The organism is Pseudomonas extremorientalis (assembly GCF_024584605.1).
GTDB classification, from domain to species: domain Bacteria; phylum Pseudomonadota; class Gammaproteobacteria; order Pseudomonadales; family Pseudomonadaceae; genus Aquipseudomonas; species Aquipseudomonas extremorientalis.
The window spans coordinates 2,185,001-2,210,494 of sequence record NZ_CP089519.1 but is presented as its reverse complement, the minus strand read 5'-3'; the positions used below and the strand labels follow the sequence as shown (position 1 = coordinate 2,210,494).

Annotated in this window: 19 protein-coding genes and 2 rRNA genes (1 of these 21 running past the window's edge); 10 read left to right on the top strand and 11 right to left on the bottom strand. The window is 62.4% G+C overall.

The window, feature by feature from the left end; all coding sequences use genetic code 11:
- The first annotated feature begins 4 nt into the window (after window positions 1-4).
- The 8 genes from LUU92_RS10055 to LUU92_RS10020 are packed head-to-tail and all read left to right on the top strand — an operon-like array spanning window position 5 to window position 10,741.
- Window positions 5-1,996, top strand: coding sequence for a GumC family protein (locus tag LUU92_RS10055; protein ID WP_071489727.1), 1,992 nt, complete (start codon window positions 5-7; stop codon window positions 1,994-1,996).
- On the top strand, window positions 1,996-3,186 hold the full coding sequence (locus tag LUU92_RS10050) for a glycosyltransferase (protein WP_257103543.1): 1,191 nt from the start codon (window positions 1,996-1,998) through the stop codon (window positions 3,184-3,186). The genes LUU92_RS10055 and LUU92_RS10050 overlap by 1 nt, the downstream gene beginning before the upstream one ends.
- Window positions 3,176-4,504, top strand: a complete 1,329-nt coding sequence (locus LUU92_RS10045; RefSeq protein WP_071489729.1) for a GH39 family glycosyl hydrolase — start codon at window positions 3,176-3,178, stop codon at window positions 4,502-4,504. Before LUU92_RS10050 ends, LUU92_RS10045 begins: the two co-directional genes overlap by 11 nt.
- Before the next feature lie 8 nt (window positions 4,505-4,512).
- A complete protein-coding gene (locus LUU92_RS10040; protein WP_071489730.1) occupies window positions 4,513-5,730 on the top strand; it encodes a glycosyltransferase family 4 protein in 1,218 nt (405 codons plus the stop codon).
- Window positions 5,721-6,824, top strand: a complete 1,104-nt coding sequence (locus LUU92_RS10035) for a glycosyltransferase family 4 protein (RefSeq protein ID WP_222541378.1) — start codon at window positions 5,721-5,723, stop codon at window positions 6,822-6,824. Before LUU92_RS10040 ends, LUU92_RS10035 begins: the two co-directional genes overlap by 10 nt.
- Before the next feature lie 2 nt (window positions 6,825-6,826).
- Complete coding sequence (locus tag LUU92_RS10030; protein WP_071489751.1) at window positions 6,827-8,254, top strand: O-antigen ligase family protein; 1,428 nt, start codon at window positions 6,827-6,829, stop codon at window positions 8,252-8,254.
- Window positions 8,254-9,663, top strand: a complete 1,410-nt coding sequence (gene murJ, locus LUU92_RS10025) for a murein biosynthesis integral membrane protein MurJ (RefSeq protein WP_257103542.1) — start codon at window positions 8,254-8,256, stop codon at window positions 9,661-9,663. Before LUU92_RS10030 ends, murJ begins: the two co-directional genes overlap by 1 nt.
- Window positions 9,664-9,685: 22 nt before the next feature.
- Window positions 9,686-10,741 carry an acyltransferase family protein gene (locus tag LUU92_RS10020; RefSeq protein ID WP_028619520.1) on the top strand — a complete coding sequence of 352 codons (1,056 nt, stop codon included), beginning with the start codon at window positions 9,686-9,688 and terminating at the stop codon, window positions 10,739-10,741.
- A gap of 21 nt (window positions 10,742-10,762) precedes the next feature.
- On the opposite strand, the gene LUU92_RS10015 is transcribed toward LUU92_RS10020, so the two are convergent.
- The 7 genes from LUU92_RS10015 to LUU92_RS09985 form a co-directional block, all read right to left on the bottom strand.
- The gene (locus LUU92_RS10015; RefSeq protein ID WP_257103840.1) at window positions 10,763-13,126 is read right to left on the bottom strand and encodes a TonB-dependent siderophore receptor; all 2,364 of its coding nucleotides are present in this window, start codon (window positions 13,124-13,126) and stop codon (window positions 10,763-10,765) included.
- 142 nt (window positions 13,127-13,268) lie between these two features.
- A complete protein-coding gene (locus LUU92_RS10010; RefSeq protein WP_236639994.1) occupies window positions 13,269-14,255 on the bottom strand; it encodes a FecR domain-containing protein in 987 nt (328 codons plus the stop codon).
- Window positions 14,225-14,740: a sigma-70 family RNA polymerase sigma factor gene (locus tag LUU92_RS10005; protein WP_028619517.1), complete on the bottom strand. Its 516-nt coding sequence runs from the start codon at window positions 14,738-14,740 to the stop codon at window positions 14,225-14,227. Before LUU92_RS10005 ends, LUU92_RS10010 begins: the two co-directional genes overlap by 31 nt.
- Window positions 14,741-14,852: 112 nt before the next feature.
- On the bottom strand, window positions 14,853-15,440 hold the full coding sequence (locus LUU92_RS10000) for a DUF4174 domain-containing protein (protein ID WP_257103541.1): 588 nt from the start codon (window positions 15,438-15,440) through the stop codon (window positions 14,853-14,855).
- A 164-nt stretch (window positions 15,441-15,604) separates the two neighbouring features.
- A complete protein-coding gene (locus tag LUU92_RS09995; protein WP_257103540.1) occupies window positions 15,605-16,198 on the bottom strand; it encodes a glutathione S-transferase in 594 nt (197 codons plus the stop codon).
- Between the two features lie 51 nt (window positions 16,199-16,249).
- Window positions 16,250-16,828 (bottom strand): GNAT family N-acetyltransferase, encoded by a 579-nt coding sequence (locus LUU92_RS09990; RefSeq protein WP_257103539.1) that lies wholly within the window; start codon window positions 16,826-16,828, stop codon window positions 16,250-16,252.
- A gap of 69 nt (window positions 16,829-16,897) precedes the next feature.
- Complete coding sequence (locus LUU92_RS09985) at window positions 16,898-19,255, bottom strand: DNA polymerase II (RefSeq protein ID WP_257103538.1); 2,358 nt, start codon at window positions 19,253-19,255, stop codon at window positions 16,898-16,900.
- A gap of 198 nt (window positions 19,256-19,453) precedes the next feature.
- On the opposite strand from LUU92_RS09985, the gene LUU92_RS09980 reads away from it, so the two are divergent.
- Window positions 19,454-21,664 carry a TonB-dependent receptor gene (locus LUU92_RS09980; RefSeq protein ID WP_257103537.1) on the top strand — a complete coding sequence of 737 codons (2,211 nt, stop codon included), beginning with the start codon at window positions 19,454-19,456 and terminating at the stop codon, window positions 21,662-21,664.
- 34 nt (window positions 21,665-21,698) lie between these two features.
- Here LUU92_RS09980 and LUU92_RS09975 read toward each other — a convergent pair whose 3' ends face one another.
- Window positions 21,699-22,166: an SRPBCC family protein gene (locus LUU92_RS09975; RefSeq protein ID WP_257103536.1), complete on the bottom strand. Its 468-nt coding sequence runs from the start codon at window positions 22,164-22,166 to the stop codon at window positions 21,699-21,701.
- Between the two features lie 99 nt (window positions 22,167-22,265).
- Between LUU92_RS09975 and LUU92_RS09970 the strand changes: the two genes are divergently transcribed.
- The gene (locus LUU92_RS09970; RefSeq protein WP_071489739.1) at window positions 22,266-22,667 is read left to right on the top strand and encodes a GFA family protein; all 402 of its coding nucleotides are present in this window, start codon (window positions 22,266-22,268) and stop codon (window positions 22,665-22,667) included.
- A 1-nt stretch (window position 22,668) separates the two neighbouring features.
- Here LUU92_RS09970 and mrdA read toward each other — a convergent pair whose 3' ends face one another.
- The 3 genes from mrdA to LUU92_RS09955 all read right to left on the bottom strand — a co-directional run.
- Entirely contained in the window at window positions 22,669-24,561 is a 1,893-nt protein-coding gene (gene mrdA / locus LUU92_RS09965) for a penicillin-binding protein 2 (protein ID WP_071489740.1), read from the bottom strand.
- Window positions 24,562-24,777: 216 nt separating this feature from the next.
- Window positions 24,778-24,893, bottom strand: a 5S ribosomal RNA gene (gene rrf, locus LUU92_RS09960).
- A gap of 155 nt (window positions 24,894-25,048) precedes the next feature.
- Window positions 25,049-25,494, bottom strand: a 23S ribosomal RNA gene (locus LUU92_RS09955); it runs 2,446 nt beyond the window's last position.

The window sequence follows — 25,494 nt, the reverse complement described above, 5'->3', positions numbered from 1 at the left end:
CCCAATGATCGAGATCCGTTCTTTTCGTGATCTTCTGCGCTTGTTCTTCATCTTCCGGCATGAGTTCAAGCTGGCGGCGATTGCCGCGCTGGTGATCATCCTGCTGGGGGCGTTCCTGCTGCCGGCCAAGTACGAGTCCACCGCGCGCCTGTTGGTCAAGCCAGGGCGTGATTCGACCTTGCCCATCGAGATCAGCAACCGCCAGGCGCTGGTAATGCCCAGCACCCAACGCGACCCGATTGTCGACGAAGAACGCCTGCTCACCGGCCGGCCGATCGTACGCGCGGTGGCCGAGCATTACCTGGAAGTGATTGAAAACGCGCCGCCGCCGGAAGGTTTCTGGAAGCGCACCAAGTACTACGTCAAGAGCGGCGTGGGCGCGGTGTTCGATGGCCTGCGCGTAGTGCTTGAAACCGTCGGTATCGTGGAGAAAACCACGCCGGTGGAACGCCTGGCCGCCAGCCTGGAGAAAAACTTCGAGGTCAGCCACGCCGTCGGTTCCACGGTGATGGACATCAGCTTCAAGTGGGGCGACCCAGAGATCGCCCAGGCGGTGGTCAAGGATTGGGTCGAGACCTACATCAACGAGCGTACCGAGGCCCTGGGGCGCAAAAGCCTGTACGCGTTCTACGAAGGCCAGGTAGCCAACAGCGCCACCGAGATCAAGAGCTACAAGGAGCAGATCCTCACGCACCTGAACCAGATCGGCGCGGCGAGCATCACCGACCGCCTGGAAGATCTGTCCGAGCGCATCAACGTGCTGCGCGGTGAGACCTTCAACACGACGCGGCTGATCGCCTCGTCCGACAGCGCGATCCAGAGCACGCGCACCCAGCTCAAGGGCCAGCCCAAGGAAGTCACCACCGTACGCCAGATCGCCCTGAACCCGCAGCAGCAGGATTTGCGTCGCCTGCTCAACCAGAAGCTGCTGGAAAAGGCCGACATGATGCGTACCTATACCGACAATGCGCCGCCGGTCAAAGCCCTGGACGCGTCGATCCGGGCCATGCAGATGCAGGTCAACAGCGAGAGCAACACGGTGCAAGCCTCGGAGAACCGTGCGCCGAACACCCTGGAAATTCACTTGCAGCGCGTGTTGCTGGATGAAACCAGCAACAACGTGGCGCTGCGTACCCAGTTGGTGCAACAACAGAAACAACTGTTGAACCTGGAAGAGCAACGCAAGCAGGCCCTGGAGATCGAGCCGGAGCTGGCTCGCCTTTCCCGCGAGCTGAACACCACCGAGCGCAACTACGCGCTGTACGTGGATAACCTGGAAAAATCGCGCATCGACCGTGAGCTGGACAACAGCCAGATCAGCAACATCGCCGTGATCGAAGAAGCCACCCTGAACCCGGGCCGCATCTTCCCGAAAACCCTGGTGATGCTGGTGTTGGCGATCCCGTTCGCCATCGTGGTCGGCCTGCTGGTGATCTACCTGTGCTACCTGCTCGACCAGCGGATTCACGACGGTGGCCTGGTGGAGCGCAAGTTCGGCCTGCCGCTGTGGACCACCCTGCCGGAGCTGGACACCTCCACCGCGCAAAGCACCAACGCGTTCAATGCGAGCATCTACCGTTTGTACAGCCTGCTGCAGCCCGAGCGCATTGCCGAACAGGGCGTGACCCTGGGCCTGACCTCGGCGCGTCACGGCGAAGGGGTGACCTTTGTGGTTGAGCAACTGCGCCAATTGCTCAGTGAAAACGGCATCAACGTGCGCGTCGGCGGGCCGCACGCTGCTGCGCCGGGTGAAGTGGTGCTGCTGGATGCCTCGGCCCTGCTGGACAACCGCGAGGCGTTCGTCGATCTGCGTCGCGCCGACCTGATCGGGCTGGTGGTGGAAGCGCGCAAAAGTACCGTGCCGGTGGTGGAGCATGCGCTGTCGATCCTCAACACCGCGTTCGGCAAGGTGGACGGCATTATCATCAACCGTCGCAAGTTTGAAGTGCCGGGCAAAGTGCTGCGCACCATCGGCAAGTACCGGGGAGCGTTCTGATGCGAATCGCCCTGCTCGCCCCTTTGCCGCCGGAGAAAAACGGGATCGCCGACTACGCGAACCATTTCCGCACGGCCTTGGAACACCTTGGTGTGACGGTGCTGACGCCGTTGGCCGGGGTGGCGGGCAACTCCAAAGCGATCAAACAAGCCATCAACGCGTTCGACTGGCAGGCCGTCGACCTGGTACACGCCGAACTGGGCGGCGGGCGCCTGGGGGAATTCCTGGCCTTGCGTGAATTGCGCAAGGCTTATCCCCAGTTGCCGCTGACCGCCACGGTGCATGACCCGGAACGCATCGTGTGGCGCCGCGAGTACCTGCCGTTCCCCTTGAACCTGATGGAAAGTTTGCCCAGCCCACTGCCGCAGGCTGCCGTGGTGCTGGCCGACCCGCTGACCCTGCGCGAAGAGCGCCAGGTCGCCAAGGGGCTGACCCGGCTGGTGACCCTCACCCGCCTGGGCGCCGACTGCCTGAGCCAGCGCATGCACTTGCCGGCCGGCAAAGTCGCGGTGATCAACCATGCCAACCTGCCGATCCCAGCGGCACCGTTGCCGCCCCTCGCCACGCTGCGCCTGCTGTATTTCGGGTTTATCTACCGAGGCAAAGGCATCGAAGACCTGGTACAGGCACTGGCGGATGTGTTCAAGCAAGCCCCCGAATTGCGCGACCGCGTGCGCCTGACCCTGGCGGGCGGCACCGCCGCGGAAATGGCGTTTGGCGCAGGCGGTAACTACCTGGAGCAGTTGAACGCACAGATCGCTGCGCTGGGCCTGACCGACGCCATCGACTGGCGCCTGAACCTGCCGGCGGATGACATCGCCCAGACCATCCAGGCGCACCACGTGATGGTGCTGCCCTACCGTGAATCGAAAAAACTCGGCCTGCTGGGGCGCCAGCGTGGCACCAGTGGCGCACTGTCCTGGGCCACCGCCTGCGGGCGCGGCGCGATCACCTCCGACGCCCGCGCGTTTGCCGAGGAAGTCGCCAGCGGCAACGGCGCGATCTACCCCGAGGGTGATGTAGCCGCGCTCGGCGAACAGCTGCTGCGCCTGGCGCGTACGCCGCTGCTGGCCCGGGATTGGGCCGAACGCGCCGGCGAAATCGGCCGTGAGCGTGTGTGGCCGTTGACCGCGCAGAAATTCAAGCAGCTCTTCGAGCAGGCCATCACCGGAGCCCCCTATGGCGCGTAAACGCACCTACCTGGCCACCCTCGCGGTGGTCGCCGCCCTGGGCCTGACCGCCTTCTTGTGGGGACGCCAGGCGGATGCCGAAAGCCATGTGCTCAAGGGCAGCAAGGAGGTGGTCTGGAAGGACTTCCTGGGGGTGAATGCGCAGTTCCTGTGGTTCAGCCCCGAGCGCTACCAGAAGCAGATCGACCGCCTCAAGGCCCTGGGCCTGGAGTGGGTGCGCCTGGATCTGCATTGGGATCAGCTGGAAACCGCGCAGAACCAATACAAGCTCGCCACCCTCGACGAGTTGGTGGGCAAGCTGCAGCAGAACCAGATCAAGTCGGTGTTTTACCTGGTGGGGTCGGCGCGTTTTATCAGCAGCGCCCCGCCGCTGTCGATGTACCCGGACCAGTACCCGCCGAAAGACCCCAATGTGTTTGCCAACCGCATGGCACTGCTATCGCAGCGCTACCCCAGCGTCGAGGCCTGGCAAGTCTGGAACGAACCGAACCTGCTCGGCTTCTGGCGCCCGGCGGCAGACCCTGCCGGGTACGCGAATCTGTTGACCGTCACCACCAACGCCTTGCGCGCAGTGAACCCGAGCAAACCGGTGGTGGCCGCCGGCATGGCGTTCTTCAGCGAAATGCCCAGTGGCCAGACCATGTTCGACGCCCTGGGCGCACTCGGCGTGGCCAGCCTGAATACAGTGATCTCCTACCACCCCTATACCCAATTGCCCGAAGGCAACGACCCGGCCAACCTGGACTTCATCGCCAAGACCACCCAGCTCAACCAGGCCCTGCGCCACGGCGGCGTGAACACGCTGTGGAGCACCGAGTGGGGCTGGTCAACCTACAAGGGGCCAAAAGACGCCCAGGACATCATCACCCTCCAGGCCCAGGCCGACTACGTGGTCCGCCGCCTGGCGCTGATGAGTGCGATGGATTTCGACAAGATTTTCCTGTTCACCTTGAGCGACCTCGACCAGCGCGCCAGCGTGCGTGACCGCTCCTATGGTTTGCTGGATATCGACACCAACCCCAAGCCCGTCTACACCGCCTTGAAGAACTTCCTCGACGTCAGTGGGCCGACGCTCACGCCGGGCGATCCGCCGGTTGCCGACCAGTTGCCCGACGGCCTGTTCAGCATCGGTTGGACCCGCGCCGACGGGCGCAAGCTGTGGTTCTTCTGGTCGGCCCAGGGCGGCAACGCCCACTTGCCGGGCCTGGCCAGCGCCACCCTGTACGACCCGCTGCGCGGCACACAAACCCCGGTAAGCGGCACCAGCGGCCTGACCGTACCGGTCAAGTCGAACCTGCAAATTCTGTTATGGGACTGAGGCCTGCCATGCGCATTTTATGGATCCTGCCCTACTCACCCTGGCCCGCCACCAGCGGCGGCAAGACGCGCCAGTTCCATCTGCTGCGCAACCTCGCCGCGCGCGGGCATCGGATCACCCTGCTTTTGCATGACAAACACCCGGTGTCGCTCAGCGACCGCCAGGTGCTGGAAGCGTTTCTCGAACAACTGATCATCCTGCCGCGCCGCCCTCTGCGCAGCGTCACGACCCTGTTGGCCGGGCTGTTTGCGCCGTACCCGCTGCTGGCCAGCGTGAATGGTTTGTCGGGTGAATTGCAGGACACCTTCAATTGGTTGCTGGGTGACCCTTGGGACGTGGTGCAAATCGAACACAGCTACAGCTTCCAGCCGTATGAAGAGGTGCTGGCGCGCAAGTCCCAACCCTTTGTGCTGACGGAACACAACGTTGAATCGGCCCTTGGCGCCGCCACGTATGACCGTTTGCCGGGCTGGTCGCTGCCGTTCATTCGCTACGATCAATGGCGCTACGCCCGCTGGGAACGCCGCGTGATGCGCCAGGCCGCCCAGGTGGTCGCGGTGACCGACAGCGATGCGCAGGTGCTGGAAAAAATCGCCGGCAAGCCGGTGTCGGTGGTGGTCAACGGCGTGGATTGCGATCACTTCGCCGCCGCCCGTCCCGACCCCAGCACCCAACGCGTGCTGTTTCTCGGCAACTACGAATACGCGCCCAATGTGGACGCCATCGAATGGGCCCTGGATGAAATCCTGCCCCAGGTCTGGGAACGCTGCCCCGACGTACGCATGAGCGTGTGCGGCTTCGGCATGCCCGATAGCTGGCGCGCACGCTGGCCGGACCCGCGTATCGAGTGGCAGGGTTTTGTGCCCGACCTGCTGAGCCTGCAATCGAGCTGCTCGGTGTTCCTGGCGCCGTTGCGCCATGGCGGCGGCTCCAAGCTCAAGGTACTGGAAGCCTTGGCCGCCGGCTTGCCGCTGGCAAGTACCGAGCAAGGCGTATCGGGATTGGACCTGGTGGAAGGCCTGGATTACCTCGGCGGGCAAACCGCTGCGAGCCTGGCGGATGCCGTGGTGCGCCTGCTGCAATTTCCCGATGCCGCCACGACCATGGGTGAAGCCGGCCGCGCCTATGTGCGTCGTGCCCATGACTGGAACGTCGCCGCCAGTCAGCTGGAAAAGGTCTACACGACCCTTTTGCCCCAGAATCAAAAGGAGCCCGCATGCGTGTAGGCCTGGATTACCGCACCGTCGGCACCTCGCCGCAATCGGGCATCAGCCGCCAGGTGTACGCGCTGGAAAGCGCCCTGCACGGCCTGCCCGGCATCGAGCTCGAGCGGTTTACCGTGGCGCCCCTGGGCGATGAAACCCGCTTGCAGGCGCACTGCCCGGCCTGGGGTTGCGCCAAGACCGCCATGCACCAGCCGCAGAATCGCCTGCGCTTCGAAGCCGGGTTTCTGCCACGGGCGTTGCGCGAGCACCACATCGACCTGTACATCAGCACCTTCAACATGGGCCTGCCGTTGCCGCCCAAACCCAAGGGCCTGCGCACCGTGGTGCTGTTGCATGACCTGTTCCAGATCACCTTGAACAACTACCACGCCAACCGCTTGAAGGCGCTCATCTATAAGACCAGCGATCGCCTGTCGATCACCTACGCGGTGCACAGCGCCGACCGGGTGTGGACGCCGTCGCAGTACAGCGCCGATGAAACCGCGCGGTTGTTTCCCAAGGCCGCGGGCAAGATTCGTGTGCTGCCCAATCAGGTCGACGGCTTTACCGAACTGGCGGCGGACCTCGGCCCGCGCCAATTGCCCGAGCGCTATTGGTTGCTGGTGGGCACCCGCGAGCTGCGCAAGAACGTGCCGTTCCTGGTGGAGGCCTGGCACCAGGCGCGGCGCCAGTCCCCCGGCGTGCCGGAGTTGGTGCTGGTGGGCAGCCTCGATCATTTGCCTGAAAACCAGCGCAGCCTGCCTGGGATTCGTGCACTCAGTGGCGTGTCGGATGCCGAACTGCATGCGCTGTACCGCCAGGCGTCGCGCCTGTGGCAACCGTCTTACGCCGAAGGTTTTGGCCTGCCGGTGATCGAAGCCCTGAGCGTCGGCACGCCGGTGGCGGTGGCCAGCGGCACGTCGCTGGATGAAATCACCCCGCCGTCGGCACCGCGCTTTTCGCCCACCAATGGTCCAGCGCTGACGCAGCTGATGATCAGCCTCGGCGAGCGGGCCGCCGATGAATCGCCCGAACAATGCCGGCAGTGGGCAGAACGCTTTAACCATCGCGCCTATCGCGGGCGCCTGGCCGAACTGATCGAGGAGCTGAAGTGAACGTGAACCTGCCCAGCCTCGTCGCCATACTGTTCGGCCTGTTGTTCGGCGCCGCCGCCCTGCTGCTGTCGCCGGCCAAGGCGTTCCTCGCCGTGATCGGCCTGGCCGGTGCGGTGACCATCCTGCGTTTTCCGTTCTGGGGCCTGGTGCTGTTCGCCCTGGTCGCCACGTTCATGCCGTATTCCACGGTCAACCTGGGCATTCGCAGTACCGTCAGCGAAGCGATCCTGGCGCTGACCTGGGGCGCGGTGCTGTGGCACAACTTCCTGGCGCGCCTGCCGGATACGCCGAGCCTCGCCCGTCGGCCCACCGACCAGATGCTGTTGTGGCTGATGCTGTTCAGCGTGTTCCCGTTCATCGTCGGCCAGGTCACTATTCACGCCGACACCAGCGGCGTCGCCAACTGGCTGCGCTGGTTGCTGAGCCTGTCGGCGGTGTTCCTCTGTGCCAAGTTGCTGGTGGACCGCAAGCACCGTGAATCCCTGGTGATCGCCCTGCTGCTGGGCAGCCTGGCGATGCTGGTGCTGTCGATTGCGGTGTTCGTGCGCACACGCTCCGGGGCCGGTATTGCACCGGTGCTGGCGCTGTTCAACTACGGCAACTTCGACATGCTCAAATTCGGCCTGGAGGCGATGTCGTCGCGCATGGGCTCGCCGTGGATGCATCCGAATGCCATCGGCGGGATCATGGCGTTGCTGCTGCCCCTGGCGTTCTGCTTCGGCATGACCGAGCAAGGCTGGAAACGCGCACTGGGCCTGGGCGTGGCGTGCCTGGGCGCCGCCGCCTTGCTGTTGGCCAGTAGCCGTGGCGCGATGGTCAGCCTGGCGCTGGTGCTGCTGTGGATGGCCACGCGCCGGGTGCCGTACACCGGGCGCCTGCTGATGATCGGCGCGGCGCTGACGGTGGCGCTGGTGATCGCGTATCCGCCGTTGCAGGAGCGCCTGGCGACGATTTTCTCATCGAGCAACGCCAGTACCGAAGTGCGTTTCGACGAGTACCGCATGTTCCCGCAGGCGGTGATGGCGTATCCGTTCGGCATCGGCTTCAAGGTCGACCCGCCCGTACCCGACACCCACTTGCTGGGCATTTCCAACCTGTGGCTGAACTTCATCTACAAGACCGGCATCGTCGGCATGCTGTTCTTCGTGGCCGTGACCGTGCGCTGGTGGCGTGAAGCCCGCCCGGAACGCGGCCCGATCCGCCTGACCAAGGACAACGCGCTGTGGCTGGGCACCACCGCCGGGATTCTCTCGGCACTGGTCAGCGGCCTGTTTGACCACTACTTCAGCTTTGCCGTGGTGATGGTCGCGCTATTCTGGCTGATGGTGGGCATCAATGTGCTGGAAGCGCGGCGTCTGTTTCCGGCGCGCCTGCCGCAGGTGAAAAGCATAACGTCGCGCAAAACGCTGCTCGACGGCGTACAGCGCTGATGCTGGGCTCTGCCGCATGGCTGACGCTGGCGACGCTGCTGGGGCTGTGCCTGGGCTTTGCCCGTGAGTGGTTGCTGGTGGCGGCCTGGGGCGCGGGCGAGCGCAGTGATGCGTTCCTGATCGCACTGTTCTTGCCGGAGGCGCTGCGCATGTCGTTGGCCGGCGGTGTGCTGAGTGCGGCGGCGCTGCCGCTGTACCTGGCGCGCCAGGACGACGAGCGGCTGGGCTGGCTGGCGGTGTTGTTCCCGGCGTTGCTGTCGATCGCGCTGGTCACCAGCCTGCTGCTGACTGTATTGGCGCCGTGGCTGGTGCAACTGCTCGGGCCCGGCCTGGCGGCCAGTGCCACGGCGCTCGCCAGCAGCAACTTGCAGATTGTCGCCTGGTGTGTGCCGGGGCTGATGCTGCATGCGCTGTTCAGCATTGCGTTGCAAGCCAGCGAGCGCTTTGTACTGGCGGGCCTGGGCTCGTTGCTGTTCAACCTGCCCCCCGTGGCCTACCTCGCCTTCGCCGGCACCGCCACTCAACCTCACTCATTGGCCCTGGCCTGCCTGGCCGGCAGCCTGTTGATGCCGTTGGCGTTGCTGCCGTCGATGTGGCGCCAGGGCTGGCGGCCGTGGCATTGGCAGCGGTCGTGGGCACCACTGCGGGAGCTGGGCCAACGCATCGGCCCGCTGCTGTTGAGCAACGGCGCCAGCCAGGGCCTGGCCTTGATCGAACGGCTGGTGGCGTCCTTGCTGGGCGAAGGTGCGGTGACCTGGGTCAACCTGGCGCGCAAGCTGATGAACCTGCCGCTGATTGCGCTGATGAGCCTCAACCAGGTGTTGCTGGGCATGATGAGTCGGCGCCAGGGCGACGCGCGCCTGGCCCTGCTCAAGCGTGGCCTGGAAACCGCCAGCGTGCTGACCCTGCCCGCCGGAGTCGGCCTGGTGGCGGCGGCGCCGAGCCTGGTGGCGTTGCTGCTGCCCAAGCAATCGCTGGACTCGCCGTTGCCGCTGCTGCTCGCCTGGTTTGCCGTACCACTGGTGTTCGGCGCCTGGAACGCCCTGCTCGCGCGCTACGCCTACGCTGCAGGCGATACGCGCCAGCCATTGCGTTGTGAACTGCTCGGCAGCCTGGCCAATGTGCTGTTGCTGGGCGTGCTGCCGTTTGTGTTCGGCCTGGCCGGGATTCCGCTGGCTGCGCTGGCCGGCGTGCTCTGCACCGCGTTGCTGCTGATGCAACGCCAGGCCTTGCTCGGCGCCCTGCCCTGGGCTCGGAGCTGGCTGCTCAGCGCGGTGCTGATGGGCGTGGCGGCGTTGGCGCTGTTTCGGATTGAAGGCGTGTGGCTGCAACTGGGGCTGAGCACCCTGGCTGGCGCGGTGGTATTGCTGGGCATGGCACTCTGGCTGAGACCGTGGCGCAAGGCATGAATGATCGATCAGGACAACTCATATGAAACATCGCTGGATTCAAATGGATATCGCCAAAGGCATCGGCATCCTGGTGATCGTGTTTGCCCACAGTTGGTTCGTCGCCACTTCGCCGGACTTGCTGTACCCGGTGCTGGCGTCGTTCATCTTGCCGCTGTTCTTTTTTCTGTCGGGCGTGTTCTTCAAGCCCGAGCAGCCGTTCGTGGAGATGGCGATACGCAAGGCCGATGGCCTGCTCAAACCGTTTTTCTTCACCATGCTCACCTATGTGATCGTGCGCAGCATTCTGCGTGGCCAGCCGCTGTTGCCGGATATCGGCGGTGTGCTGTACGCCTCGGTGGATACCATTCCGTGGCAGGCGCTGTGGTTCCTGCCGCATTTCTGGGTGGCGATCCTGTTCAGTTGGGTGATGCTGCGCCTGATCCAGCGCCTGAAGCTGTCACTGTTGCTCAGTTGCGCGCTGGTAACGCTGCAGTTGATTGTGGGCGTCTGGATGCTGCCGTGGTTCTGGCAGTTGCCAGTCGCGTTCGGCGGGCATACCTGGGTGCTGCCGGGCCTGCCGTTCAGCCTGGATATCACCTTGATCAGCAGCACTTATTTCATTGTCGGCTACCTGCTGCGTGATTGGCTGCGCACCCACGCGGGCTCCTGGCTGACCCTGTTGATTTCGATTGCATTGTTCGTTGTGGTATTCACCTTCACCTGGGACACCATGGACCTGGCGCAGCGACGCTACGACCACTGGTTCTGGACCACCCTGCCGGCCGTGATCGGCGTGTACGCCTGCTGGGCGCTGGCGCGCGTATTGATGGTGTCGACCTGGGTCACGCGGGCCATGACCTATATCGGTCAGAACACCTTGATCCTGCTGATCTTCCACGGCGAGATCCAGCACAAGACGGTCGACCTGCTGGAGCGCCTGGGGCTGCCCGCGTTTGTCGCGGCCTGCGTGGGGTTTGTGGTGGCGGTGGTGGTGCCGTTGTTGATCGGGGAAGTGATCAAGCGGGTGGCGTTCCTGCGGTTTTTCTACTTTCCGTTTCCGGTGCGCAAGGCGCCTGTCGCAAAAACGGCGCCTTGAGGGCGCCGTTCAATCATTGCGTCAGAAAGCGTATTTGACACTGGTCATCAGGTTGCGCGGCGCTCCGTACATGCCGTGGTTGCCGGCGTAGCTGAAGTACTCGCGATCGAACAGGTTATTGACGTTGACCGAGGCGCTCAGCTTGGACGTCAGGTCATAGCGCACCAGCAAGTTGGTGATGGCGTAGCTGCCCTGGCTGAAGGTGTGCAGGTCTTCGCCGACCTTGCTCTGCCAGCTCACTCCGCCGCCCACGGTAAGCTTGTTGAACGCGCCGGGCAAACGGTAGGAAGTGAAGGTCTTCAGGCTCTGGCGCGGCAACGTCGTGACGATGCGTTTGTCGTCGGCATCGGTGCTCACCGCATAGGCATAGCCAGCGGAGGCTTGCCAGCCGTCAGCCAGTTCGCCGTTGAGCTCCAGCTCCACGCCTTCGGTGGTGGTGCCTTGCTCGTTGCGATAGGTGTTGCCGCCCGGGGTGTCGATCCAGATGGCCAGGTTGTCCTGCTCCAGCTTGAACAGCGCCAGGCTGGTGTTCAGCCGCTCGTCGAAGAAGCTGCCTTTGAGGCCGACCTCATACCCTTTGCCCTCCATCGGCGGCAGCGCCTTGTTATTGATGTCGCGCACCCAACTGGCCTGGGGATTGAAGATCTTGGTGTAGCTGGCGTAGGCCGACCAGTTGTCGGTGAGGTCATATACCACGCCGGCGTAAGGGATGTAGACGCCAGTTTCCGATTCGTCAGTGCGGGTCGCCGTGCCGCCGTAGGGTCGATCTTCGGTCTCGCGCTTCCAGTCGATCACCCGGCTGCCGAGGATCACGCTCAAGTCATCGGTCACTCGCAGTCGCGTGCTCAAGTAAGCAGCATATTGGCTCTCATCCACCGAGGATTTACCGGTGACATTGAACGCGGGCTTGACCGACTGGCCATCCCAATTGAACAGGTTGTCGATGGCACCGGCCGGCGAGCCGGAATAGTCGTAATGCCAGCCGCCGTAACTCGGCACGCTTTCATTGTATTTGGACAAGGTGACGCCCGCGATCAGCTCGTGCTCACGCCCGAGCAGGTCAAAGGGGCCGGTGGCGTAGAGGTCGATGTTGTCCTGGCGCGGCGTACCGGAGAAACGCACCGGCAATTGAGTGGTACCACTGCCGTTCGCGTTGAGCGAACCGTTGACGTAGTTGAAGACTTCATCGAACTGGTTTTCAGTGTGGGTGAATTCGGCCTTGGCGCTCCAGCCGCTGTCGAACGTCTGCTCAATGGCGGTGAAAAAGCTCGTCTGCTCATGATCGTTGTAGGACCACGCCGGCGCGGTGTTTAGCGAGCGGCTAAGGTTACTGCGCGACTCGTCGGTAAAGCGTGTGGGCAAACCGGAACGCGCCGGCGAATCGACGTCGGTGCGCAGGTAGCTGAAGCCCAGTGTCAGCAGCGTGTCTTCGCTGAGGTCGAACTCGGTGATGCCATAGAGCAGCTGCGTTTCCTGCTTGTAGCGATCGATCCAGGCGTGTTCGGTCTTGTAGTCCGCGACCAGGCGCCCGCGCACATTGCCGGTTTCGGTCAGCGGGCCGGAGACGTCCAGGCCGGTGCCGTAGCGGTCCCAGGTGCCGCCTTCCGCCGTGACGCTGGCGCGCGTCTCGGTCGTCGGGCGCTTGCGAATCAAGTTGATGGTCGCCGCCGGGTTGCCCATGCCGCTGATAAGGCCGGTGGCGCCGCGTACGATTTCAACGCGGTCATACATGGCCATGCTCTGGGTGTAGTTGTCCATGCGTGTGGCGGTGGGCACGCCGTCGATTTCGAAGTTCTGGATCTGGAAGCCGCGCGAGAAATAACCGTCACTCTCCGCCCCAAGGCCATCGCGCAACACGATGATGCCGGGAGTGGCATCGAGGGTGTCACTGAGATTGGTGAGACGTTGGTCATCCAGGCGCTGGCGGGTCATTACGGTGAGCGACTGCGGGGTTTCCCGAGGCGTCAGGTTCAGGCGCGTCGAACTGCTGGAGGACTGCGTGGTGTAAGAGCCAGTGCCCTCGGTGGTCGAGCCGGGTGCCTTGCCCGAAATGGACACGGTGCCCAGCTGCAATGCGCCATCGCTCGGGCGCCGCGCCAGTGAGTAAGTGTTGCCGCTGCCATGCACGGCTTGCAAGTTGCTGGTACTGAGCAGGATCGCCAGGCCGGTATCCAGGTCATGCCGCCCGCGCAGGCCTGGGCTGGTCTGGCCGTCGGTGAGCGCGGCCGGATAGGACAGCAGGATCTGGCTGGCCTGGCCGAACTGGTTGAGCGCCTCCGCCAGCGAACCTGGCGGGATGTCGAATTCCACTTGCGGTGCTGCGTGCACCCAGGCCGACGCCAGCAACAGCGGCGTGACCACAGTGACGCTGGCAATGCCCTGCATGACGGCAAGGGCCAATGATGTCTTCAAGCGTATGTTTTTCTTCGGTGTGTGCGGCTGCATGCCCTATTCCCCAGTGAAGGTAGTGTCTGGGGATATAAGTCTCGTGAGATTCGCAAACGGACCACCCAAGCGCGAAATAAATTCACACAAGCTTCTGGCGCGGCTTGAGGGCGACCCAGAAACGGGTGAAATGCTGCACGTCCAGCTTCAGGGTTTGCGCCAGCGCCGCGATAATCCGGTCGGTGTCGGACAGCGGATAGGTGCCGGATACGCGCAAGCCGCGCACCGCGGGATCACACGCCAGGCGCCCGCGACGGTAGCGGCTCAGCTCTTCGAGGAAGTCCTCCAGGCGCATGCCCTGAGCGACGATCATTCCACGGCTCCACGCCAGTTCACCGTCCCGTTGCGGGCGCCGGGCGAGCAAGGTGTGGGCATCAAAACTGATGAGTTCGCCCGCCTGCAGCAGCAGGCTGCGCGACGGGATCTGTGCCGACAGCGCGCCCTGGTCTGCGCCCAATTGGGTAAAGCCATCGCGCTGGCGCACACTGAAGCGACCACTGACCGCACGGGTCAGGCCTTCGGCGGTTTTCACCCACAGCGGGCGGATATCCGTGGGGTTGGGGTCCACCAGGATTTCACCACGCAGCACATGGATCTGGCGTACATCCGCGGTGTATTTGACGTCGATGGCGGTGTCGGTATTGAGCTGCACTTGGGTGTTGTCCGCCAAACCGATGCGCCACTGCTCGCCGACGGTGGTGCTGAAGTCGCTGGTCCAGTGTTGCAGCAGCGCCGCGTCTTTGATGCTCCAAGCGGCGGTGCCTGACGCCAGCAACACGGCGAGGTGCTTGACGACCTGGCGACGTGACAACGCCGGCAACAGCGTCGCGCGGGCCAAGGCTTGATGGGTCGGTGTGCGCACATCCTGCAAACGCTGGAAAAATCGCTGGGAATGTTGCCAGGCCTGTTCATGGGCCGGGTCCTGCTCACGCCAGCGCTGCCATTCGGCGCGGGTCTGCTCGCTGACGTTCGGCACCTGCAGCTCCAGTTGCCAGTGCATCGCTTGCTCGGCGACCTCGATCGATAACGGCACCGGATTCATGACCGCTGGCTGTCCAGCAAGATGCATTGTGCACCCGCCTTGACGATGTAGCGTTTGACCGTGGTGATGCTGGTACCGAGGCGCTCGGCGATCTCGCCGTGGCTCAGGCCATCGAGCTGCGACCACAGGAACGCCTGGCGCACGGGCAAGGCCAGGCGGCTGAGCACTTCATCGAGGGCCATCAGGGTTTCGAGGAGGATCCACTGGGTTTCGGCGTTGGGCGCGGCGTCTTCCGGCAACAGGGCCAAGGCCTGCAAGTAGGCTTTTTCGAGTTTCTGCCGACGGAAGTGGTTGGACAGCACGCTTTGCGCCACTTTCGCCAGGAAGCTGCGCGGCGCGTGGATTTCAAGGGGCTGGTTCTTCGCCAGCAGCCGCAGGAAGGTGTCCTGGGCCAGGTCGGCGGCGCTCTGCGGGCAGTTCAAGCGACGCCACAGCCATTGCTGCAACCAACGGTGTTGCTGGCGGTACAAGGTGGCCAGTTCAGTGGGGCTTACCGCAGGAGTCGAAGACATGGAGGCCGCGCGCGAAGAATAAGGCGTAAATGATAACGGTTATCATATTCTTCGCAGAGCTGTTACTGCAAGTTTCTGCTACGGGAGCCGGCTGCCCGGCTCCCGTACAGGGTCAGTCATCCAATGGCTGCGCTGCATGCTTGGCGGGCTTGCCAGGTTTGGCGCCAGCCTTGGCACCCTGCTTCTCCGCTGGTGCGGCAGCGGGTTCAGGCTCGGCCGGTGCAGCGGCTTCTTTCTCGGCCATCGGCATCTGGTCGATGGCGCTGAAGAATGCCTTCAGGTCGAGGGTATCCGGCGGTACGGTCTTCTCGAGTTTTTTCTCGCCGTCCTTGCCCACCAGGATCACTTTGGTGCCGCTGCCGGCGCCCAGCTTGAGGGCACGGATCAGCGCGTTGGTTTCCGGCGGGGTGAGTTTCCTGCTGTCCTTGGGGTCCTTGGCGAATTTCTCGCCTTCAGCACCGATGCTGCCGAACTTCACGGTGTAGAACACCATGCTGCGTTCTTCAAAGGACTGCTTGGTCGCAGGCTCGTTCAGCTGATTTTTGACCTTGGCCAAGGTGTCGTTGCCGGCATCAAGCTCCACCACCACCAGCGGCCGGTCCTTGCCCAAGTCCTGCTTGAGCGGGTTGATATCATCAGCAGCCAACAGCGGCCCCGTAAAAGCCATCAAGGTAGCCAGGGTCAGCGACCGGATGAGCATGCGCACCTCCTTTGAATTCCATGCAGGGTTCTTGAGTTTCATGTCTGCGACAGTCAAATTCAAGGATGATTCCTACACCACTTTAAGAAAGCGTAGGACAGGACGCCCGCCACGCAAGGGTTTGATGGCTGCGACTGGCATTGTTTCCACTGATTGCGGAAACATCATGAGACCTTCCACTGCGGCCAATGCCGAGCAAATACGGGCGCGACGATGGGGTCGGCGTCCACTTGTGCCAGGCTCTGGGCAAAGCCTGGCGCCAGGCCGCTCAACGCGTCGCGTGCCTCATCCCAGCGCGACACCGCCGCCGCCATCAGGCCCAGTGCATTCGGGGTGTTGTCCGGGGCAAACAACTGGTCGGCAAACTGATCGGCGAACACCACCCAGGCCTGGTGAAGGTAGCGTCGTGTGCCGGTGACAAGCTGGGCCTGCACGGTTTCGTTGACGTTACCGAGCCAGCGTTGCGGGTAGTCGATGATGCCGATCGCCGAGTAGCAATTGGCGGCGATATACACCAGGCCGCGAATGATCTGCGCGCGGTTGCCGGCCAACAGGTGGGAGGCGGGAAACTCCAGGCCCAGGTGGATCAGGATCGCTGCGCTTTCCGTCAGCACCTGGCCGTCAGGCGTCACAAGGGTCGGCACCTGTTTGAGCGGGTTGATACGAGCCAGTTCGTCACTGCCCTCGCCCTCTGCCCAGGAAGCCGCGTCGACCCTGCGCCACGGCACCGCACAGCGCTGCAGGGCAATTTCGATCATTCAGGAGCCGGATTCGTCGATGCCGTAGAGCGTATACATGGACCTGTCCTCCTAGCGTTGCAGTTTGGCCTGCAGGTTGGCTTTTACCTGCGGCCACTCCGAGTCGATGATGCTGAAACGCACCGAGTTGCGCTTGCGCCCGTCGGGCATGATGCGTTCGTGACGCACGATGCCTTCCTGCACGGCGCCGAGGCGCAGGATCGCGGCGCGGGACTTTGCGTTGAGTTCATCGGTGGTGAATTGCACACGCACACAGCCGAGTACTTCGAACGCGTAGGTCAGCAGCAACAGTTTGGCTTCAGTGTTGATGGCGCTTTTCTGGGTGGACAGCGCCAGCCAGGTGTGACCGATTTCCAGTTTGCGGTTGACCCGGTCGACCTTCCAGAACCGCGTGCTGCCGACCACCTGGCCGGTGTCGCGGCGCACCAGGGTGAACGGGATCACGCTACCGGCATCGCGCCCGGCCAGGGCGGTGTCGATGTACTGGTCGACAGTGTCCGGGCCCGGCACGTTGGTGACCTTGAGGTTCCACAATTCGCCATCGGCGGCGGCCTCGAGCAAGGCGGCCTTGTGTGCCCGTTGCAGGGGCAGGAGTTCGACCGTGGTGCCGGTCAAGGTAAGTTCGGTCATGGGGCTGCGCCGTCAGGGTGATCGTCAGTGACCAAGAGTGCAGGCTCGCGCACGGACGAATCAAGCGTTTTAAAACAGACCCATTTGCCCGCCGACCAAGGTACTGAAATCGTCATTCACGAATGGCAGGATCGCATCGGCCACCGGCTGCAATTGCCGGGTGACGTAGTGATCGTAATCGATGGGCGCTTGCCGCACCTCCATCGGCTCGGGGCCGTTGACGCTGATCACGTAGCTGATCCAGCCGCCGCGCTGGTATTGGCGCGGGCGGTTCAAGCGGTCGTTGTACTCATCGGCCAGGCGCGCGGCGCGCACATGGGGCGGCACGTTGCGTTCGTAGTCGTCCAACCGGCGGCGTAGGCGTTTGCGGTAGATCAGCAACTCATCGAGCTCGCCGCTCAGGGTGCGGCGCACGTAGTCGCGGATGTAGTCCTGGTGCGGCTGGCGATGGAAGATGCGCTGGTAGAGTTCCTGCTGGAAGCGGCGGGCCAGGGGCGACCAGTCGCTGCGCACGGTTTCCAGGCCCTTGTAGACCATGTCCTCGCTGCCATCGCTGTGCACCACCAGGCCCGCGTAGCGCTTTTTGCTGCCCTCCTCCGCGCCACGGATGGTCGGCATGAGGAAGCGCGTGAAGTGGGTTTCGTATTGCAGTTCCAGGGCGCTTTGCAGGCCGAACTCGGTGCGCAGGTGCTCGCGCCACCAGTCGTTGACGTGCTGGACCAACGCCTGGCCGATGCGGCCGGCCTCGACTTGGCTGTGGGCTTTGCCGAGCCAGACGAAGGTGGAGTCGGTGTCGCCGTAGATCACCTCGTAGCCTTGGGCTTCGACCAACTGGCGGGTCTGGCGCATGATCTGGTGCCCGCGCATGGTGATCGACGAGGCCAGCCGTGTATCGAAGAACCGGCAACCGCTGGAGCCAAGCACGCCATAGAAGGCGTTCATGATGATTTTCAGGGCCTGGGACAACGGCGCGTTGTGTTCGCGCTTGGCCACTTCGCGGCCTTCGGAAACTCGCGCAACGATGGACGGCAAGCAATGTCGGGTGCGGGAAAACCGCGCGCCGCGAAAGCCTTCCACCGATTCACTGTCGTCGGGGTGCTTGAGGCCTTCGACCAGGCCGACCGGATCGATCAGGAAACTGCGGATGATCGACGGGTAGAGGCTTTTGTAATCGAGCACCAACACCGATTCGTAGAGGCCGGGCCGTGAGTCCATGACGAAGCCGCCCGGACTGGCCTGGGGTGGTTTGTCGCCCAGGTTAGGCGCGACGAAGCCCTGGCGATGCATCAACGGCATGTACAAATGGGTGAACGCGGCGACGGAGCCGCCGTTGCGGTCGGCCGGCAACCCGGTGACGCTGGCGCGTTCCAGCAGGAACTTGAGCAGTTCGGTCTTGGCGAAAATCCGCGTGACCAGCTCGCAGTCCTTGAGGTTGTAGCGAGCCAGGGCGGGCTTGTCCTCGGCGAACATGCGGTTGATTTCGTCCATGCGCTGGTACGGCGTGGAGATATCCTTGCCTTCGCCGAGCAGGGTTTGCGCGACGTTTTCCAGGCTGAAGGATTCGAAACTCCATGTCGCTGAGCGCAAGGCCTCGATGCCGTCGATGATCAACCGCCCCGCTGCCGCCGCGAAGTAATGGTTGCGGCTGCCGTGTTCGCGCCAGGCCATCGGCTCGTCGCCCCGCCCGAGCATCAGCGGCACGTTGAGGCGCTGGGCGTGTTCGTGGAGCACGCGCAGGTCGAATTGCACCAGATTCCAGCCGATGATCGCGTCGGGGTCGTGCTCGGCGAGCCATTGATTGAGGCGCTCGAGCAGTTGAGCGCGGGTGTCGCAGTAGTCGAGCTTGAAATCTACCGTGTCAGTTTTGTTCGGCGGGCCGAGCATGTACACCTGGCGTTCGCCGCAGCCTTCGAGAGCGATGGAATACAGATCGCCCTGGGCGGTGGTCTCGATGTCGAGGGACACCAGTTTCAGCGGCGGGCGGTAGTCGGGCGCGGGTTTCATCTGCGCATCGCAGAGTGCGCCGGTAGCGTCGGGGGTGCCGCCGAACCACACGGGCGCGGTAATGAAGCGCTCCATCATGTAGCGCTCGGGTGGGCGCACATCGCCCTCATAGACGTCGACGCCCGCAGCGCGCAGGCGTTTTTCCACGTCCATCGCCTGACGGTGCTGGCGGGTGTACAGACCCAGGACCGGGCGGTGATGGAAATCGCACAACTGCAACGGGCGCAGTTCGATATCGCGCTCGCCCTTGAGCAGCCAATCCAACGGCTTGCGATGGGCTTCGGGGATGAACATCACCGAGGTCTGCACGGGTAGGCGGATAAACCTCGGACCCTTGTCGGTGGCCAGCCAGAAACTGACCTCCGTGCCCGCCGGGGTATCGCGCCAATGCCGGGTCAGGACAAAACCCTGCTGTAAATCCACCGTACCGCACCTCAGGAATCGCTTTCAGGGCGTGATTCTACTCGGCATCCGAGCGCGCGGACCTTAATCTCACAAAATTGTTGCACGACGTTAATAATAATTACTATCATTTGCACTGGAGTTGTATCCGCGCAGTGAGGAAGCGCAACCATTGTTGCCCTTTCCCTCACCATTGACGGTTCACCGTCAGGATCGACCATGCCCGCCCGTATTCCATTCGCTGTGCCGTATCGCCCCACCCTGCTCGCCCTGTGCTGTTCCCTGAGCCTCTCGGCTCACGCCAGCCAGGAAACCGGCACGCTGGAACTGGGCGCCACCACTGTCAGCGCCGACGGCCCTGCGCCAGGCGCCCTGCCCCCGGTATACGCTGGCGGCCAGGTCGCACGTGGCGCTCAGTTGGGGGTGCTGGGTAACCAGGACATCATGGACGTGCCGTTCAGCATGGCCTCCTATACCGAGAAATTGATCCGCGACCGGCAGGCCGAAACGATCGGCGATGTACTGCTCAATGATTCATCGGTGCGCCAGGCGTCTGGCTATGCCAACCAGGCACAGACGTTCATGATCCGAGGCCTGCCGCTCGCCGGTGACGACATGTCCTTCAACGGCCTGTACGGCATCCTGCCGCGTCAGATTATGTCCACCGACGCCCTGGAGCGTGTGGAAGTGTTCAAGGGGCCGAATGCTTTCATCAATGGTGTGACACCGACCGGCTCCGGAATCGGCGGCGGTGTGAACCTGCAACCCAAGCGCGCCGATGACCTGCCACTGCGTCGCTTCAGTACCGATATCAGCAGCGATGGCCGGGTGGGCGAGCATCTGGATATTGGCCAGCGCTTCGGCGAGGACAACCAGTTTGGTGCACGCGTGAACCTGTCCCAGCGCGAAGGCGATACCGGCATCGATGATGAAAATCAGCGCTCGAAGCTGTTCACCGTGGGCCTGGACTACCGCGGTGATGCGTTGCGTCTGTCCAGTGATTTCGCGTATCAGAAGCAGCGCATCAACGGTGGGCGTAATTCGGTATTCCTTGGCACGGCCACCCATGTGCCAGATGCGCCTTCGGCAGACACCAACTACGCGCCGAGCTGGAGCAGCACCAGCCTCGAAGACACCCTGGGGATGCTGCGCGCCGAGTATGACCTGAACGACAACTGGACGGCCTATGCAGCAGGCGGTGCCAAGCACACCCGGGAAATGGGGCGCTACTCGTCGGTCACGCTGACTGACAACAGCGGCAATGCCCTGGCAAGCCGCTCGACCATCGCCCACGAAGAAGATAACCGCAGCTTAATGGGCGGGTTGAACGGCAGTTTCCAGAGCGGCCCTGTGAGCCATCGACTCAACTTTGGCCTGGCCGGTATCTGGACTCAAGCACGCAATGCCTATGTGTTCAACGCCTCGTCAACGGCTACCCGAACCAATATCTACGACCCTGTGACCGGCGCTCCGCCCACCCTGAACAACCCGCGCAATACGCCAGGCACTGATTTCAGCGACCCGACCATTACAGGCAAAACATTCGTGCGCAGCGCAGCGGTGTCCGACACCCTGGGCTTCTTCGATGACCGCCTGTTGGTCACGCTGGGGGCGCGCCGCCAGCAGATGGTGGTACAGGCTTACAACTACATGAGCGGTACGCGCACTTCCAACTATGACGAGTCAATTACCACGCCAGTCTACGGCCTGGTGTTCAAACCGTGGCAACACGTGTCCTTCTACGCCAACCGCATCGAAGGCCTTGCGCAAGGCCCGACGTCGCCGGTCAACTCGGGCAACCGGACGATCATCGGTGGCGGCCAGGCGTTTGCGCCCGCTCGCTCCAGACAAATCGAAGCGGGTGTGAAGGTGGACATGGGCACCTATGGCGCCACGCTGGGTGTATACCGTATCGAACAGCCTGGGGCCGGCTACGTTCAGGTCATCGATGCGACTACAGCGCGCTATGTGCGTGAAGGCCAGCAGATCAACAAAGGCGTGGAACTGAACGTCTTCGGCGAGCCCCTCAGCGGCCTGCGTTTGCTGGGCGGTGTGACGGTGATGAAGACCGAACTCAAGGACACGCAAAACGGCGCCAACGACGGTAACCGAGCAATCGGCGTGCCTTCGTTCCAGCTCAACGCCGATGTGGAGTGGGATGTGCCTGGCCTGCAAGGCGTAACCCTCAATGGCCGCTGGCTGCGCACGGGCGGGCAGTACGCCGACGCCGCCAACAATTTGAGCTTGCCGACGTGGAACCGCTTCGATGTAGGCGCGCGTTACAACTTCAAGGTTGCCAAGCGTGATGTCACCCTCGGCGCCACCGTGGAGAACGTCGCCAACACGAAGTACTGGGAATCGGCCCAGGGCGGTTTCCTGAGCCAGGGCGACCCGCGTGTTGCCAAGTTGTCGGCGACTGTAGACTTCTAAAAAGCACTACAACGAAGTGAGCCCGTTGTTGCAGTCATGCCTGGCGGGCTTGGTTCAGGTAGTTTTCGATGTTGCCCATTTGTTCATCCCAGCCCCGGGAGTTCATCTTGAAGGCCTTTTGCCGACGGGCTTCTGGCACCGTGTCAAAGCCGGACTCGACCACCCGCAATAGAATGCCTGGAGCACGGTCTTCAAGGGTGAACTCCACCAGCGTGGGGGTTTCCTGGTCATAATCGACACTCGCCTCGACCGCGAAAGGGTGCCACCAGAAGGAGAACAGCGTTTGCGGCAGGATGCGTTCGATCTTGGCCTTCAAGATCACATGTTCATAACCCGGATAGGTGATAGGTGCCTCGATGGTTTGCCCGGCAACAAAGGCTTTGCCTTCGAGGGCGATACCAAACCATTGGCCGAACTGCTCGGCATCGGTGAGGGCTTCCCACACCTGTTTGCGTGAAGCGTTGAGCAGGACTTTCCGTTCGATTCGATCCAATACGTGCATAAGTCACCTCCTCCATTGACAGTAGGTGACATCGAACAATGCGCAACCTGGGATTGTAAGCAATGATGATGACCCCTTTATTGATCCGGCAATTACGTTATGACTGACCCATTGAATGGAAGTTGCTTCTGCAAGGGCGTGCGGTATCAGGTGAGGCGTCTGGACATGCCGATCAGCCACTGCCATTGCGACAGCTGCCGCAAGGTGCATGCGGCGGCATTTGTCGCGACAGCCGGCGTGATGCGCGAACACTTTCGTTGGACCCAGGGCGTGGAGTTGCTGGCGTCTTTCGAGTCGTCGCCGGGCAAGCTCAGGCATTTCTGCTCGCGTTGCGGCTCGCACCTGATGGCCGAACGAGGGCATCAACCTCACGTGATTGTGCGGGTGGCGACGCTGGACGATGATCCGGGCGTCAAACCCACCGCGCACATCTGGATGGCCCATGATGTGCCCTGGCTCGCCCATGAAGGCGTAGAGCAATGGGACGAGTGGAAAGCCTGATTTAAACCTTTGGGTCTCCAGGTGCTTTGGCCGGCGTTGCGTATTGCGGTTTCAAGTGACCTTCCTGGTCGAGCAACCAGGCGTCCATGATCTGGCGTACGACCGGCCCAGCAACGCGACCGCCGGCTTCACCGTTTTCGATCATCACCGAAATCACAATTTTCGGGTGTTCGGCTGGGGCGAAGCCGACGAACAACGCGTTGTCGCGGTGGCGCTCCAGGGTTTTCTCACGGTTGTAACGCTCGCCCTGCTTGATCGCGACCACCTGTGCGGTACCACTCTTGCCAGCGATGCGGTATTGCGCGCCTTGTGCGGCAGCACGGGCGATACCGCGTGGGTCGTGCATCACCAATTGCATGCCATGGTTGACCTGCTCCCAATCACGTGGATCCTTGAGGACCACATTGGGCATAGGGTTTTCATCCACCGGTGGCACGCCGTTAATGGTCTTGGCCAAGCGGGGTCGGTTCCACACGCCTTTGTTGGCGATCAGCGCGGTGGCTTGGGCCAGTTGCAGCGGTGTGACCTGCATGTAGCCCTGGCCGATACCGAGGATCACGGTCTCGCCCGGGAACCAGGGTTGGCGGCGAGTGGCGCGCTTCCAGGCCTGGGAGGGCATCAAGCCAGCCGACTCTTCAAACATGTCCAGCGACACTTTCTGGCCCAGGCCGAATTCAGCCAGGTAGTCGTGCAGGCGATCGATGCCCAGCTTGTGGGCCAGGTCGTAAAAGTAGGTATCGTTGGAGCGCATGATAGCGGCATCCATGTCGACCCAGCCGTCACCGCTGTGGTTCCAGTTGCGGTATTTGTGGTCGAAATCCGGCAGTTGGTAGTAACCGGGATCGAACACACGGGTCTGTGCAGTAACGACACCGCTGTCGAGACCGGCGATGGCGACTTCCGGCTTGATGGTCGAGCCCGGCGCATAGAGCCCGCGCAGGACGCGGTTGAACAGTGGCCGGTCGATGGAGTCATGCAGCGCGGCATATTCCTTGAAGCTGATGCCGGTGACGAACAAGTTAGGGTCGAAACTCGGTTTGCTGACCATGGCCAGCACTTCGCCTGTTTGTGGGTCGAGGGCAACCACCGAGCCACGGCGATCGCCCAAGGCTTCTTCTGCCGCCTCCTGAAGATGGACGTCGAGGCTCAGTACTATGTTTTTGCCGGGGATCGGATCGGTGTGCTTGAGCACACGCAGCACACGGCCCTGGGCGTTGGTCTCGACCTCTTCATAACCTACGTGACCATGCAGCTCGGACTCGTAGAAGCGTTCGATGCCGGTCTTGCCGATGGATTGAGTGCCGCGGTACTCAACCGAATCGAGGGCTTTGGACTCTTTCTCGTTGATCCGTCCCACGTAACCGATGGAATGCGCAAAGTGGGCGCCCAGGGGATAGTGGCGAACGAACTGAGGTTCTACATCAACCCCTGGCAGACGGAACTCGTTCACCGCCAGCAACGCGATCTGCTCTTCGGTCAGCTCGTAAAACAATGTCACAGGGACAAAGGGGTGGCGTGCCTGCTTCAGCGCCTTGTCGAACATCGCGCGATCCTCGGCGGGCAAGTGCAGCAAACTGACGATGGCGTCCAGCTCGCCCTTGAGGTCGGTGGTGCGCTCTCGGGTGATGGTCAGGTTATAGCTAGGGCGGTTGTCGGCCAACACGACGCCATTGCGGTCGTAGATCAGCCCACGCGTCGGCGTGATGGGTAATACGTGGACGCGGTTGTTTTCGGAAATCGTGGAGTGATAGTCGAACTGCACGACCTGCAGGAAGTACATGCGCCCCACCAGGGCGCAGGAAATGCCAATCACCAGCAGCGCACAGGCGAGCAGGCGCTTGTTGACCAGACGGTTTTCTTTTTCGTGATCTTTGATGGGTATCGGTTCAGGCATTTCTACAGCATCTCGTTGAAGAAGGTCGACGCCGCGTCCTGCGGTTGAAAGATCAATCCCTGTGAAAATGTGCTGCACCATACCAAAAATGCAGAAACACTTTGCATCGATTTCCCCAACGGTAAGGTATTTATCGAGGATGAGCAGCGCTTGAGTTTTCCACGGCCCAAAACAAAACCCCTGACTGCGTTAGCAATCAGGGGTTCTGGAATTTAATCTTGACGATGACCTACTCTCACATGGGGAAACCCCACACTACCATCGGCGATGCATCGTTTCACTACTGAGTTCGGGATGGGATCAGGTGGTTCCAATGCTCTATGGTCGTCAAGAAATTCGGGTACTGAGTCGTGGCCTGCGCCTCGCTTCAGCAAATTGGGTATGTGACAGCTTTCGGTGCTTTGTGAGCGTCGAACTTTCGGTTCATTTCGTCTTCACACACCGCAATCTGATGCTCGTTAGAGTAGTCAAATTGCTTGGGTGTTATATGGTCAAGCCTCACGGGCAATTAGTATTGGTTAGCTCAACGCCTCACAGCGCTTACACACCCAACCTATCAACGTCGTAGTCTTCGACGGCCCTTCAGGGAACTCAAGGTTCCAGTGAGATCTCATCTTGAGGCTAGTTTCCCGCTTAGATGCTTTCAGCGGTTATCTATTCCGAACATAGCTACCCGGCAATGCCACTGGCGTGACAACCGGAACACCAGAGGTTCGTCCACTCCGGTCCTCTCGTACTAGGAGCAGCCCCTCTCAAATCTCAAACGTCCACGGCAGATAGGGACCGAACTGTCTCACGACGTTCTAAACCCAGCTCGCGTACCACTTTAAATGGCGAACAGCCATACCCTTGGGACCGGCTTCAGCCCCAGGATGTGATGAGCCGACATCGAGGTGCCAAACACCGCCGTCGATATGAACTCTTGGGCGGTAT

Bases quoted from the DNA above. Each gene is read 5' to 3' on its own strand.
- LUU92_RS10055 (WP_071489727.1), top strand. From the start codon at position 5: ATGATCGAGATCCGTTCTTTTCGTGATCTTCTGCGCTTGTTCTTCATC.
- LUU92_RS10050 (WP_257103543.1), top strand. From the start codon at position 1,996: ATGCGAATCGCCCTGCTCGCCCCTTTGCCGCCGGAGAAAAACGGGATC.
- LUU92_RS10045 (WP_071489729.1), top strand. From the start codon at position 3,176: ATGGCGCGTAAACGCACCTACCTGGCCACCCTCGCGGTGGTCGCCGCC.
- LUU92_RS10040 (WP_071489730.1), top strand. From the start codon at position 4,513: ATGCGCATTTTATGGATCCTGCCCTACTCACCCTGGCCCGCCACCAGC.
- LUU92_RS10035 (WP_222541378.1), top strand. From the start codon at position 5,721: ATGCGTGTAGGCCTGGATTACCGCACCGTCGGCACCTCGCCGCAATCG.
- murJ (WP_257103542.1), top strand. From the start codon at position 8,254: ATGCTGGGCTCTGCCGCATGGCTGACGCTGGCGACGCTGCTGGGGCTG.
- LUU92_RS10020 (WP_028619520.1), top strand. From the start codon at position 9,686: ATGAAACATCGCTGGATTCAAATGGATATCGCCAAAGGCATCGGCATC.
- LUU92_RS10015 (WP_257103840.1), bottom strand. From the start codon at position 13,126: ATGCAGGGCATTGCCAGCGTCACTGTGGTCACGCCGCTGTTGCTGGCG.
- LUU92_RS10010 (WP_236639994.1), bottom strand. From the start codon at position 14,255: ATGCATCTTGCTGGACAGCCAGCGGTCATGAATCCGGTGCCGTTATCG.
- LUU92_RS10005 (WP_028619517.1), bottom strand. From the start codon at position 14,740: ATGTCTTCGACTCCTGCGGTAAGCCCCACTGAACTGGCCACCTTGTAC.
- LUU92_RS10000 (WP_257103541.1), bottom strand. From the start codon at position 15,440: ATGCTCATCCGGTCGCTGACCCTGGCTACCTTGATGGCTTTTACGGGG.
- LUU92_RS09995 (WP_257103540.1), bottom strand. From the start codon at position 16,198: ATGATCGAAATTGCCCTGCAGCGCTGTGCGGTGCCGTGGCGCAGGGTC.
- LUU92_RS09990 (WP_257103539.1), bottom strand. From the start codon at position 16,828: ATGACCGAACTTACCTTGACCGGCACCACGGTCGAACTCCTGCCCCTG.
- LUU92_RS09980 (WP_257103537.1), top strand. From the start codon at position 19,454: ATGCCCGCCCGTATTCCATTCGCTGTGCCGTATCGCCCCACCCTGCTC.
- LUU92_RS09975 (WP_257103536.1), bottom strand. From the start codon at position 22,166: ATGCACGTATTGGATCGAATCGAACGGAAAGTCCTGCTCAACGCTTCA.
- LUU92_RS09970 (WP_071489739.1), top strand. From the start codon at position 22,266: ATGACTGACCCATTGAATGGAAGTTGCTTCTGCAAGGGCGTGCGGTAT.
- mrdA (WP_071489740.1), bottom strand. From the start codon at position 24,561: ATGCCTGAACCGATACCCATCAAAGATCACGAAAAAGAAAACCGTCTG.